The organism is Aeromonas dhakensis, from assembly GCF_000820305.1.
In the GTDB taxonomy this organism is placed as follows: Bacteria; Pseudomonadota; Gammaproteobacteria; order Enterobacterales; family Aeromonadaceae; genus Aeromonas; species Aeromonas dhakensis.
The window spans coordinates 33,633-46,756 of the sequence record NZ_CDBH01000039.1 but is presented as its reverse complement, the minus strand read 5'-3'; the positions used below and the strand labels follow the sequence as shown (position 1 = coordinate 46,756).

The following is a 13,124-nucleotide window of genomic DNA, read 5'->3' as shown; positions in this document are numbered from 1 at the left end:
AGGGAGAACAAGGTGAACAGCCGCACATCAGCCTTGATGGCCCCCGGCCCGCGCGCGAGTGGATACGAATCCCCCACACCAATCATCAGGAGTTCACCCCATGGAGCTGTCCGCGCTGACTGCTGTTTCCCCGATTGACGGTCGTTATGGCGACAAGGCCGATGCCCTGCGCCCTATCTTCTCCGAATTCGGTCTGCTGCGTTTTCGCGTCGAAGTCGAGGTGCGCTGGTTGCAAAAACTGGCCAGCCACGCCGGGATCCCGGAAGTCCCTGCCCTGAGCGCGGCTGCCAGTGCCCTGCTCGACGGCATCGTCAGCAACTTCAACGAGAGCGACGCCGCCCGCATCAAACAGATCGAGCGCACCACCAACCATGATGTGAAAGCGGTGGAGTACTTCCTCAAAGAAAAAGTCGAAGTAAACCCTGAGCTGGCCGCCGTCAGCGAGTTCATCCACTTCGCCTGCACCTCCGAAGACATCAACAACAACTCCCACGGCCTGATGCTGAAGACCGCCCGCGAGGAAGTAATCAAGCCCTACTGCGAGAAGCTGATTGCCGAGATAAAGCGCCTGGCCGCCGAGTACCGCGACATGCCGCTGCTGTCGCGCACCCACGGTCAGCCGGCGACCCCGAGCACCATGGGCAAGGAGATGGCCAACGTCGCCTACCGTCTGGAGCGCCAGCTCAAGCAGATCATGGCGGTGGAGATCTTGGGCAAGATCAACGGCGCCGTGGGCAACTACAACGCCCACATCAGCGCCTATCCGGAAGTGGACTGGCACCAGTTCTCCGAGGAGTTCGTCACTTCTCTGGGCCTGACCTGGAACCCCTACACCACCCAGATCGAGCCGCACGACTACATCGCCGAGCTGTTCGACGCCATGGCGCGCTTCAACACCATCCTGATCGACTTCGACCGCGACGTGTGGGGCTACATCTCCCTGGGCCACTTCAAGCAGCGCACCATCGCCGGCGAGATCGGCTCCTCCACCATGCCGCACAAGGTCAACCCCATCGACTTCGAAAACTCCGAAGGCAATCTGGGTCTGGCCAACGCCGTGTTCCAGCACCTGGCGAGCAAACTGCCCATCTCCCGCTGGCAGCGTGACCTGACCGACTCGACCGTACTGCGCAACCTGGGCGTGGCAGTGGGTTACTCCCTGATTGCCTATCAGGCGACCCTGAAGGGGATCTCCAAGCTGGAAGCCAACGCTGATGCCATGGCCGCCGATCTGGATGCCAACTGGGAAGTGCTGGCCGAGCCGATCCAGACCGTGATGCGCCGTTACGGCATCGAGAAGCCCTATGAGAAGCTCAAAGAGCTGACCCGTGGCCGCCGCGTCGACGCCGAAGGGATGCGTACCTTTATCGACACGCTGGAATTGCCGGAAGCCGTGAAAGTCGAGCTGAAGAAGCTGACCCCGGCCAACTATATCGGTGACGCCCAGCGTCTGGTCGACCTGCTGAAATAAGCGGGCGAGAGAGTATCGGGGGCCCTGGGCACTAGCCACAGGGCCCCCTGTTGTTTTCCCTGCCCAGGCAGGGCCATGAGTGGCGTTGCCCAAGCCCGTCTTGGGCAACACCTCTCTCACAGAGACACGAGAAGACCATGTACCAACTCAATCTGGATATCGCTCACTTCCTCGAGCACTACTGGCAGAAGCGCCCGCTCCTCATCAAGGGCGGTTTCACCGACTTTCAGGATCCCATCAGCCCGGACGAGCTGGCGGGTCTGGCCATGGAAGAGGTGATTGAATCGCGCCTGGTGACCCGCTTCAACAACAAGTGGGAAGCTGCCCACGGCCCCTTCGAATCCTACGATCACCTGGGCGAAGAGAACTGGACCGTGCTGGTGCAGGCCTGCAACCACTGGGCCCCCGAGGTCAACGAGCTGGCGCTGCCGTTCCAGTTCATCCCGGGCTGGCGTTTTGACGATGTGATGGTGAGCTTCTCCACCCCTCACGGTGGCGTCGGCCCCCACATCGACAACTACGACGTCTTCATCACCCAGGGTCAGGGCAAGCGCCACTGGCGGGTCGGCGATGCAACACCGCGAAGCGAGTTTGCCGCCCACGCCGCCCTGCTGCACTGCGAGCCGTTCGAGGCGATCATCGACGTCATCATGGAGCCGGGCGACATCCTCTACATTCCGCCTGGATTCCCCCACGAGGGCTACGCCATCGAGCCCTCCCTGAACTTCTCGGTGGGCTTTCGCGCGCCGGACGCCAAGGCGCTTATCTCCTCCTTTGCCGATCACCTGATCGACAACGAGGTGCGCACCGAGCGTTACGGCGACGCCGATCTCAAGCCCCGTGCCCGCCACGGCGAGATCCAGCCCCATGAACTGCACCGCCTGCGCGAGCTGATGCAACAGGCCCTCGATGACGAGACCCTGTTCAAGGAGTGGTTCGGCACCATGATCTCCGAGGCCAAGCACGATCTGGACGTCAATCCGGTGGAGCCGGACTACAGCGCCGAGGAAGTGGCCGACCTGCTGACCCAGGGCGAGCCCGCCATCAAGGTACCGGGCCTGCGCTCCGTCTGGTTCAGCGGCGAGAGCCAGCAGTGCTACATCGACGGCGAAGCCTGGACCCTGCCAAGCGAAGATGCGGCGGCCATTTCGCTCTTGTGCGACAAGGACATGGTCACCCAGGCCGACATGGTGGAGCTTGCCGATCAGGCCGGTTTCCTGCAGCTGCTGACCCGACTGGTCAACCGCGGCTACTGGTTCTTCAACTGATCCCCCCCGCGGTGACGGAAGGCGCCCTCGGGCGCCTTTTCTATCTCCGCTGCCCGACCTCACCGTCTCTGCTGCCGACCGGGCCACCCCGGCGGCGCTTTCACTGCTTGCCTTGTCCACAACCTGCTTTCGAAGCTGAACCCACTCTTGACGACACATCTGATGATGCTTTTTTGCGCAAGTGAAAGCTCGTATCATGCGGCCATTGCTCAAGCAGCCAGGTTTAGCAGAGAGGTATCCCATGCAGATCAGCACTCGTCCCATGCCGTTGCCCGGTTATGGCAACGCCTATCCCAAGCTGACCCCGGAGCAGCTCAACCAGGGCCGTGACAAGGCGCTGGACAAGAGAGATGAATACGTGGCGACGCAGGAGGATAAAGAGACCACCCGCCGCACTCTGGCCGTCTCCTACACAGAGCAGCAGCAGGACAAGGCCGCCGTGGATCGCTATCTGCAAGCCAGTGGGCAGGAGATCGATGAGCAAAACGCCCCGACGGCCGCCGATATCTACCGGATGGAAGAGCGCCACCAGCAGCAACAGCAGCTCGGCGACTACCTGCAATACCGGCAGAGCCCCCTTGGCAAGCAACTGGCGGGCATGACAGGGGCCGAGGATCGCAAGGGCAACCTGCTCGATACCCGCGCCTGAGCAAGTCTTGTACACGCAAGGGGATGACATAAAAAAAGCCCTCGCTGAGGGCTTTTGAGTGTTGCCGACAAGGGCATTGCCTGTTTTCGACACATCAGGAGTCGATACGGGTCCTTCATGGCCCAGGACGTGAACGCCTGAAAGCGTGCCGACTGTGTTATTTGGGAATAAACGCATTCTTGTAGAAGGAGCGGAATCCATTGTCCGGCACCTGAAATTCCACCCCATTGTACAATGACAAAGAGGCATCATCAGTCTTGTTCATGATTGCGCCATAACGCGCATAACCACTCTTGCCATCGTGATACATAAAGTCCATCCGCGAAACCAGATCGTTGGTTTTCTTGAACAACCGGCCAACAATCGGCGAGTCTGAGGACATGGGATTATTGATGGTCCGCAGCAATTTCATGCTGGTATAGTCACCATTGTCATCCCGGGTCAGCAGATAATGGTAGCGGGTATCGGGCGCCTGCAGACCATTTAGCCGATAGATCAAATTCACGTTGGTACCGAGCGCCAGCGCATTCAGGCCATAGGTTATCGGTGCATCGCGCTGACCGACAAAGTCAGATATTATCCTGCGGACTACCCCACCTTTCACTTGATAGATATGCCGGGTCGTAAAGATAAGGAACATGGTCTCGTCAAGGCCATTGATGGCAACCACATCCAGCGGATACTCTTGCCACTCCAGATTTAATTGACTCGTCAGTTCATTGCTGCTTGTCGGGGCATCCTCCAGATGAGACGTCAAGAAGGCCCGTGAAAAGCTAGAGTTGTTGCCCAGCACCACAAATATTGCTGCGCGACTATTATTGTTTGCCTGACTCTCGACGGCATGCCAGCAGGTCTGCAAATCACTTCCCGGCCGCCAGTTACTGATTGGGGTGGTGGCTCCCGCAGTGAAGAAGTTCGATATATTTCCGTAGCCTGGCTTCTGAATATTGGCAAAGTTATAAATCCTGCCATTTCTTGGGGAGGTGACCAATGCCCCCGGCTGGGTATAAATCGGGTTGTCATGATCCGCGATACTTGGGACGTAATCCCAATCGGTATTCATGGTCCTTGCATCGAAGGCGCATACCAGAGTGCGCTTCCAATAACTGGACACTCGGCAAATATATGCCCCCAGGTCTTCATACTCAAGCCCCTTCGGTTTAATATACTCGTTGGTATATCTCGCGATCGGGGTAGGTTTGACCTCTTCTTTTTTGAGTAATGTGTAGATCCATTGGGCGATGGCCACCACAATGCCTATCACCGCGACAATAATTCCAAGGGGGCCGGCAATGGCAAAGCCCATAAAAGAGGCCACGGCGACACCCAGCGCCACCGTGGCGACCAACATATTGATTGCCGCAAATATAATATCACCTATATCGCCACCCTCGACAGCCTGATATAGGTTATACGCGGCCAAGGCCGCCCCCAGCGCCGCTAATCCGACAAAACATATATTGATAATCCGGGTGATATTTTGCGTGGCGAGAAACATCTTGCTGGCTATCTGCCGCTCTAATACATTCGTGAGATGCTGGCCTTTGGCGGTAAGGTTGCTCAAGAATTGACTGAATTTACCCATATTGATGGCAATGCTGTTGATGATGCCTTCGCCATTGCCATAAATAAACATGGTCACTTTATCAAGGAATCGACCGAGCTGGATCAGATTCAATGTCACATCAAACAGGGCCGCCCCCAACTCCATCAAAGGAACAGGGTTGCTCCATTCCTCCCGATCGGTCGCCGTCAACCAGGTAAAGTTGCCCACCCCCAGCAACAAGGTGAACACGGAAAGGAATGAATCTATGGGAAAGGCAGCGGGAGCCACACCGGAGAAGGCTGTGGGAGCCATACTGCCCGCCGTCCCTGCCAGCGCAGGATATCGTTGAAGAATGCGCTGCCGGGCCCCCTCATCCTGCAGGGTGCTCGTTCTCAAGCTCATGTTGTTCAGTTCATTCCAGAAGCTATCCGGGCTATTCTGGTTGAAGAAACTGTTCCAGAAGGTGCGCTGAGTCCCGCTTTCATTTCTCAGCAAGGTCACCACATCATCGAAATTTCTCCTGTTGGCCAGGACTGTGTATTTCTCGCTTTGTTGGCCCCAGCTCATATTCATGGCAAACCCGCTGTATACAGAACCCGCCAGGGTACGTTCAAACTTTTTCAGCTCATCCTCGGTGATGCGACGACCAGATGAAATATTGAGCGCTCTTACTTTATTGATGGTGTTGTAGACTTGCCACATCGCCTTTTCAAACGATGAACCTGATCCCAGATACTCCTGAACTTTGAAAGAGCTGATCAGTTCCTCTAACACCTCATTCTTGGAGTAATGCTCGATAAGTTGACGAGCCCAGTTTTCCCCCGCTGCTTTGTAGCCGGTTAACTTTCCGCTTTGACAATAATGGGTGGCGACAGAGTATAGCTGATCGATAATTTCTTTAAACTGCGTACCCTTTTCAGCTTGCTTGATATTTGCATTTACCTTCACCATATCCCAGGAATTATACAGCTTCCGGTCTGCCACAGTGACATTGGTTTGCTTGCTATATGAGTTCTGCAACAAGCCACTCACATATTCAACCATATTATCGGTAAAATAGCGTCGGTTACTGCTGTAAATAGCATTGACCGAGTTGATGCCATCACTCATGGTCAGCACATTATTGTTAGGCTTCATGCCAGAGCCTAACGCTTCGCTCAATGAGCTGTTCTGATACTGGAATTCGAACTTCATCAACTCTTGAAACATCACCTGGGCAAGATATTGCGCTTCATCGGTTTCTTGTACAAAGTTGACCCGGTTAGAATCAACGACGGGCTGGTTAGATGCCATCACGTAAAAATTGATTGCATCCAGCTCGGCGAAATTACCACTATTCAGGACAGCAATAGCGGCTTTCACCGGGGCAGGGAAGACAGTGCCGGCAGCCAGGCCTATCAGCGACATGGAGGAGAACGTCAGAAAATCCCGACGCCCTTGTGAAACTTCACGGTGGATTATTTCTGAAAGTTTTTTCATATTATATATCCCTATCAGCGCTCATTGCTTCCCAGATTATTAAATATTTCAGGCAATAGTCTGGCAGGCCATGTAATCATGACCGAGCATATGGTTGTTTTTCTATGAGAGATGTAAATAGGCTGCCATATCAGCATCGTCAATATATGCATGACAGCAGCACTACCGATATACAAGGCAAGGAAGATATTAACAATTAAAGCCAAGGCAACCGTATCAAGCCTCCTTGTTTATATATTGCACAACCTACCTGCCAATCCTCATTTGAGTCAAACATCAATAATGAGGTCTAACCAGAAAATGTTACCCGTTAGACAAAAACAGATATTGATGAGAAAAAAGTTGTAACAATATATTGCGAAAGAAGCCCTAGAAAAAATGCGGCAAGGTGCCATCAGGCTGCAGGGCAGCACCATGATTTCCAGATAAAGGTGGTACGCACTATATATCCCGGCACGGAGCAAAGTGGCATTAGCTCACCGATGTGCTCGTGAATACGATCCGCAATGATTAGGTGGGGAAGGAAAAACCATCGACTATTCGAGGGGAGACGCTCGCACGGGGCCTGCAGCGCGTTCAGATAACAAAACGGCAGCCCCTGGCTGCCGTTTGCGTGGCTCATTGTTCTTCGGGAAGTTCGTCAAACAGCGGGTGGTAGAGCACCTCCCCCTGCACGCCAGCCAGACCGCCCTCCTGCAGCTCCATCGCCATGAAGCAGTCGGCGGGCACTTCGTAAATACAGTGCAGGCCGAACTCGCTGGCGGGACGAAAACCGAAGCGGCTGTAATAGGTCGGGTCACCAAGTACCACCACCGCCTTCCAGTCCATCTCCAGCGCCGTATCCAGCCCCTCGCGCACCAGATCCGAGCCGATCCCCTGCCCCTGCCAATCCGGGTGGACCGCCACGGGCGCGAGACCAAGCCAGGGCCCCTCCACCCCGTTAATGGTGATCGGGCTCAGCATCAGGTGCCCCATGAACTCGTACTCCTCCTCCTCGACCATGGTCACCACGGCGGCGCCGCATTCGCGCAGGCGGTTGACCAGTTCGGCCTCGTCGGTACGGCCAAAGGCGGCACTCACCAGGTCATAGACCGGCAGCATGTCGCCAGGGCGCTCGGTTCTCAGCATACAGCGTTACTCCTCGTACAGCAGAGCGGGCATTATTCCACAAACTGCCCGCCGCCCTGAGCACCTTTGTTCAGAAATGGGAGGGTGGACTCAGGAAAACGATCCGCCACCAGCGCCAGCAACTCGTGCAGATCGGCCGGTTGCAAGCTGGTGATGGAGGTTCGATAGGCGTTGAACAACGGCGGTTCGGCCTGTGCCAGCCAGGCCAGAGTGTCGTCGGCATCCCGATGCCAGCGACCGGCCAGCTCATCAAGCAGAGCGGGCAAGGCCACCAGCAAGTCGAGCAGATGATAGCGATGGGTGAGCGGCTCAGCGGCCAGCAGGGCGAGTCTGGACTCCTCCCTTGCGAACCAGCGCAGGCGCTGGTGCCGCTCCGCCAGGGTCAGCAACAGAGGCCCCTAGCGCTGCAGGCTGGCCAGCTGCAGCAGATAGTCCAGCCCCTGCTCCTCGGCGTCTTTCAGCAGCAAGCCGCGCAGCAGATGGAGCTGCTCCGGCTCGGCCTGTGCCAGCGCATCCTGGTCGTAGTATTCCACCGCCAGCGGCCCGTCAGTACCCAGGGAGCGTGGCGGCGCGGCGGCGGGCTCGCCCTCTTCTGCCTCATCCCGATTTGTCATGAACAGCGCCAGCCGCTGCGGCGCCCCCTCCCCGACCTGTGTCTGCAGGATGGCCGCCACCACCCGCTCGTCGGCCAGCAGGGGGGCCAGCTGCCGTTCAACCGGCGCCGCCAGCGTCAGGCTTCGTGCCAGCTGCCAGTAGCTCACCTCGCTCTGGTTCTGGCTCTGGCGCTGGCCACTCAATGCCCGTCGACCGCAATAGCGCATGCCCAGCTTGGCCATCACCCGGCCGGAGGCATGGTTGTCCGGCATGTGGCGGGCGGTGAGCACCGGCAGTTGCAGCCGGTCGAACGCAAAGGCCTTCACCAGCCGGGCGGCCCGGGTCGCCAGCCCGCGGTTTTGCCAGGGCACACCCACCCACCAGGCCAGCTCGCCGTTCCAGTGCAGCGAGATCACCCCCACCAGCGGCGCATGGCCCTCGCCAGCCGACAGGGTCAGCGCCCAGCTCCAGCCCAATCCGAGCGCCGCCTTGCGCCAGCAGCCGGCTAGCCAGTCGCGAGCCGCCTCCGGCGGATAGGGGTGGGGAATGTTGAGGGTGTAGCGGGCGAGCGCCGCATCGCTGCAATAGCGCACCACCTCGGCTTCATCGAGCGCCAGCAGGGGGCGCAGTTGCAGGGCGGGTTCCGACCGGGAGGGAGGTTCGGCCAGCACGGGCACCGTCAGGCGGCGGGCCAGCAGGCAGTTGAGCACGGCGCCCAGATCGTCCTGCGCCGTCAGCGCCAGATCGGCCCCCTGCCCTCCCAGGGTCAGCAGCCCCTCCTCTCGCGCCAGCGTCAGCAGGGAGGACGAGCCGCTGATGAGGATCTGCCGGCTCGGATCAACGGCCTGCTGGCCGGGCAGATCGCCGTCCAGCCAGGCGGCCAGCAGTGCGCTGGCCGAACGCACGCCATTGGGCGGACAACAAGACCAGAGTCCGCCGGTATCGTTCGGCAAACGCTCATCGACCTTGCTCTGCAGCAACTGCCAGCCATGACCTTGCCGCTGCCAGGCCTGCAACACCGGCGCCCAGTGGGGCTGCCACAGGGCGCGCTCGATCAGCAGTTCCATCAGCCGGCCTGACAGGCAGCAGGCAGGCTCAGGTGGCGGGGATGCGCCTCGATACGGGCAATCCAGGCCCGGATGGCGGGCCACCCCTGCAGCGAGAAGATCCCCTCCTCCGCCACATGGGTGTAGGCGTACAGCGCGATGTCGGCGATGGTCGGCGCCTCGCCACACAGGTAGGGGCTCTGCTTGAGCCGCTGCTCCAGCACCGCCAATGCCTTCTCGCCGCCAGATTTAAGCCCATCGAGGCGCGCCTCCTGGGACTCCGGTCGCCCCAGATAGTGAACGATGAAACGGGCTACCGCGATATAGGGCTCATGACTGTACTGCTCGAAGAACAGCCACTTGAGCACCTCGGCCTGCTGACGCGGCTCGGCCGGCCACAGGGGCGACCCCTGCGCCAGGTAGAAGAGAATGGCGTTGGACTCCGCCAGGGGATCGCCCTGGGCCAGCTCCAGCACCGGGATCTTGCCGTTGGGGTTCAGGGCCAGAAAATCGGGGGTGCGGGTCTCCCCCGCCAGCACATCCACCGGCACCCACTCGAGGGGCAGCTCAAGCCAGCGGGCCAGCAGCCAGGGCTTGTAGCAGTTGCCGGACTTCAGATCGCCATACAGACGCATACAGACTCCTTGTCAGCAGCAGAGGACTCGCGGGGTGCTCAGGGCGCCAGCCGCTCGATGTGCCACCCTTCCCCTTCACGGGTGTAGTAGAAGCGGTCGTGCAGGCGATGCTCGCCCCCCTGCCAGAACTCGACCGTGTCGATGCGCACCCGGAAACCGCCCCAGAAGCTCGGCAGCGGCACCTCTCCATTAGCAAACTTCTGCTTGAGTTCGAGGAACTTGGCCTCCAGCACGCCGCGCGCCGAGATGCGGGTCGACTGTTTGGAGACCCAGGCGGCGATCTGGCTGTCTTTGGGACGGCTGTGGAAATACTTCATCACCTCGAAGGTGCTCATTTTCTCCACCCGGCCGGTCACATGCACCTGTCTGTCCAGGGTGTGCCAGGGGAAGAGCAGGCTGATGCGGGGGTTGCCCTCCAGCTGATGCGCCTTGCGACTGCCCATGTTGGTGTAGAACACCATGCCTTCGGCGTCGTAGTGCTTGAGCAGCACGGTGCGCTGCCAGGGCTGGCCGTCGGCATCCACTGTGCCCACCACCATGGCGGTGGGGTCGGTCAGCCTGGCTTCGCACGCCTGGGCCAGCCACTTCTCGAACAGGGCGAGGGGCTCGGCCGGCAGATCGGCCCTGTGCAGTCCACCCCGGGTGTATTCACGGCGCAGATCGGCTACATCCATCATCTTGATTTTCCTTCTCTCTTTGCCGCCCATGCGGCCATGCGTGCAGGCATTGTGCGACGAGCACGCCATGGGTACAAGCCTTGTGACCGGCAAATGACAGCCGTAAAAAAGAGGGAGGCTAGCGCCTCCCCCTGTTGACCTTGACGGCCCTCTGTCACTGCCGATCCGTCGCCGGTCGTGGCGGGCAGTGCGCCAGCATGTGCCGGTTGTAGTCGGCCGCGTAGGCCGCCAGTTTGGCCTGGGCCTCCTGCTGGCCTGGCTTGATCACATCCCCCAGCCCCTCCAGATAGCGCACGCCGCAGCGGGCCTTGGCCGAAGCCTGCTCTGCCGGCGCTATGCCGGGCGCCACCTCGCCTCGCCCGGCCCGCACGATCAGCCGGTAATCCTGCTTGGCCAGGCTGGCGCTGACCGCCTGCTCCAGGGTATCGGCGTCAGCCTGACAGCCGCCGAGCAGGGACGCCAACACCAGCCAGGCCGCCCTCATCCGCGCCTCCGCTGCCAGCCCAGCAGGGCCAGCGCCAGGGTCCAGAGACCGAGGGCGCCACCACCGCCACCGCCCGAGCTGCCGCCGCTTTGGACGACCGGCAGCTTGGCCGGGCTGATGGCGAAGAAGATGTTGTCGCTGCAGGCCACCTTCAGACGGGCGTCGCTGGCCAGATCCGCCGGCAGGGTCACGGTAGCCGAGCCGCTGTTGGGCTGGCTGACCGCCAGGCTGCTCCAGCTGGTTCCCTCGTTCTGGGTCAGGAGCAGGTCCACCTTGCTGCAGCTGATCGGTGCCAGGTTGGTGCCGGCCACATCCCAGCTGACCGCCTGACTTGCCCCCGGTGTCAACGACACCCCAAGCGGCGCAGTCAGCCGGAAGGCGCTGCCGGTATTGACCACCTGTACCTTCATGTCGTCGCTGGCGACACCGCCCTTGCCGTCACGCACCGTCAGCCGGAAGTTGAGATCCCGGTTGGTGGTGGGCCAGGCCTCGCCCTTGGCGAGCGTGCCCGAGAGCAGGGAGGGCAGGCTCGGCAGGATCCGCTCCGGTGAGCTGGTGGGGGAGACAAAGCGAAACAGCGGCCGGCTGCCGTCGTCCACCATGGTGGCCAGGCTGCTCGACTCAGTACCCAGATCGATCTGCTCCCAGGTGTAGGTCAGGGGATCACCGTCCAGATCGGCGCCGGCCCCCTTGAGCACGAACGGCGTGTTGGCCGGAATGATGCGGCTGGCCCCGGCTGCCGCCTGGGGCGCGTTGTTGACAAGATCGATGGAGGTGCCGCAGGTCGGCACGGTCGCCATGTGTGCCCGCATCTGCTCGATGGACTTGCTGTGGAAATAGGGGTCGCTGTGGGGCTGGATGTTCTCCTCCCCGCAGATCCCCGCATAGGCCATGATGGAGGTGCCGCTGCCCGGCTCCCAGGCCTGCTCTGGCGTCCGGTTGTCGCCGCCACAGCTGTTGGTGGTGCCGTTGAAGGTGTGATCGGCGCCGAACTGGTGGCCAATCTCGTGGGCCACATAGTCGATAAAGAAGGCATCCCCCACCGGGGTGGCGGAACCTGTCATGCCGGCCGACTTGTCAGCCATACAGAGCACGCCGAGGCCGGCCAGACCGCCGCCTCCGGTATTGACCACATGGCCAATGTCGAACGGTCCCAGCGGCGTGCTGGGCAGGGTCTGGGCATTGGCCTGCACCACACTGTTGATATCGACGTCGGCGTCGCTATTGGTGAAGGGATCGCTGCCCGGATCGGTAAAGATGATGTTGTCGTTGCCACTGGCCAACTGGAATTCGGCCCCCACGTCGCGCTGGTACACCTCGTTGACCCGGTTGAGCAGGGTGGCGATGGCCGCGGTGGCCAGCACCTTGGAGCCGCCATGGAACTGGGTGTACTCCCCCGCCGCCGAGATGGCGATGACGTAGCGCTTGCGCACGTTGCCATCCACCTGCACCTTGTGCGCCAACGCCTTGCTGGCATCGCTGCCGATCACCTTGTCCGCTTCCTCCGCCAACCTGCTGTAGGCGTCTTGCTGGTAATAGACGGCATACCCCTCGGCATTGCTGAGGGGATCGACGAACACCGTCTTGCCCTGATGGGTGAACATGGCGTGGAAACCCAGCGGCCCCAGATCAAAGCGCCCCGTCTCTACCGGCGCCGCCGGATTGTGACCCTTGAAGGTCTTGATTTCGGGGAATTTGGCAGCCTGATCGGCCGGCAGCAGATCATAGGCCTGCAGGGTGAAGGTCACTTCTCCCCCGTCGGGCAGCGGCAGGGTCAGCGAACCCGCCCCGGCTTGCAGTCCGGCAAAATAGTCGATGGGTACCTTGGCCACCCGAAACTGGTTGGCCCGCACTTCATAACCGTCGGCGGCGGTGGCGCGCGCCGCGACCGTATCCCACTCTTTGGCGGCAAGGCCGCCCGAACTCACCAAGCTGGCAACCACCAGCGCCAAGGGAGAAAATTTCATCAACTGCATCTTTTTAGTCCTTTTAAAATGCACTCACCTGAACTGCAACCGGCATCATTCGCCTGCTGGTCCGATTAGTCCAGCAGCATCCACCCTATCTTCCCCGAATGGGGAGTGTTGCACCAACCCTGTCTAGCCCCTATCATTGCGCGGATTTATCAGTTTTTGAGCCGCGTCACC

At 60.1% G+C, this 13,124-nt stretch carries 11 protein-coding genes; 3 read left to right on the top strand and 8 right to left on the bottom strand.

Going from position 1 to position 13,124, the window contains the following annotated elements:
- Positions 1-100 precede the first annotated feature (100 nt).
- From purB to BN1143_RS09745, 3 genes are all read left to right on the top strand, one after another.
- On the top strand, positions 101-1,471 hold the full coding sequence (gene purB, locus BN1143_RS09755) for an adenylosuccinate lyase (protein ID WP_010634594.1): 1,371 nt from the start codon (positions 101-103) through the stop codon (positions 1,469-1,471).
- A gap of 137 nt (positions 1,472-1,608) precedes the next feature.
- Positions 1,609-2,739: a ribosomal protein uL16 3-hydroxylase gene (locus tag BN1143_RS09750; RefSeq protein WP_042050392.1), complete on the top strand. Its 1,131-nt coding sequence runs from the start codon at positions 1,609-1,611 to the stop codon at positions 2,737-2,739.
- Between the two features lie 241 nt (positions 2,740-2,980).
- Positions 2,981-3,388 (top strand): hypothetical protein, encoded by a 408-nt coding sequence (locus BN1143_RS09745; RefSeq protein WP_042050391.1) that lies wholly within the window; start codon positions 2,981-2,983, stop codon positions 3,386-3,388.
- Between the two features lie 157 nt (positions 3,389-3,545).
- Here the strand turns inward: BN1143_RS09745 and BN1143_RS09740 are convergent, their stop codons facing one another.
- From BN1143_RS09740 to BN1143_RS09705, 8 genes are all read right to left on the bottom strand, one after another.
- Positions 3,546-6,413 carry a hypothetical protein gene (locus BN1143_RS09740; protein ID WP_042050390.1) on the bottom strand — a complete coding sequence of 956 codons (2,868 nt, stop codon included), beginning with the start codon at positions 6,411-6,413 and terminating at the stop codon, positions 3,546-3,548.
- A gap of 618 nt (positions 6,414-7,031) precedes the next feature.
- Entirely contained in the window at positions 7,032-7,541 is a 510-nt protein-coding gene (locus BN1143_RS09735) for a GNAT family N-acetyltransferase (RefSeq protein ID WP_017788558.1), read from the bottom strand.
- Positions 7,542-7,573: 32 nt separating this feature from the next.
- Entirely contained in the window at positions 7,574-7,930 is a 357-nt protein-coding gene (locus BN1143_RS22755; RefSeq protein WP_042050389.1) for a hypothetical protein, read from the bottom strand.
- 9 nt (positions 7,931-7,939) lie between these two features.
- Positions 7,940-9,202, bottom strand: coding sequence for a GNAT family N-acetyltransferase (locus tag BN1143_RS21525; protein ID WP_231570577.1), 1,263 nt, complete (start codon positions 9,200-9,202; stop codon positions 7,940-7,942).
- Positions 9,202-9,816, bottom strand: coding sequence for a glutathione S-transferase family protein (locus BN1143_RS09720; protein ID WP_042050388.1), 615 nt, complete (start codon positions 9,814-9,816; stop codon positions 9,202-9,204). The genes BN1143_RS21525 and BN1143_RS09720 overlap by 1 nt, the downstream gene beginning before the upstream one ends.
- 38 nt (positions 9,817-9,854) lie before the next feature.
- Positions 9,855-10,493 (bottom strand): pyridoxamine 5'-phosphate oxidase, encoded by a 639-nt coding sequence (gene pdxH, locus BN1143_RS09715; RefSeq protein ID WP_005298871.1) that lies wholly within the window; start codon positions 10,491-10,493, stop codon positions 9,855-9,857.
- 154 nt (positions 10,494-10,647) lie between these two features.
- Positions 10,648-10,977 (bottom strand): hypothetical protein, encoded by a 330-nt coding sequence (locus tag BN1143_RS09710; RefSeq protein WP_042050387.1) that lies wholly within the window; start codon positions 10,975-10,977, stop codon positions 10,648-10,650.
- Positions 10,974-12,953: a reprolysin-like metallopeptidase gene (locus BN1143_RS09705; RefSeq protein WP_026142072.1), complete on the bottom strand. Its 1,980-nt coding sequence runs from the start codon at positions 12,951-12,953 to the stop codon at positions 10,974-10,976. The genes BN1143_RS09710 and BN1143_RS09705 overlap by 4 nt, the downstream gene beginning before the upstream one ends.
- Positions 12,954-13,124 lie beyond the last annotated feature (171 nt).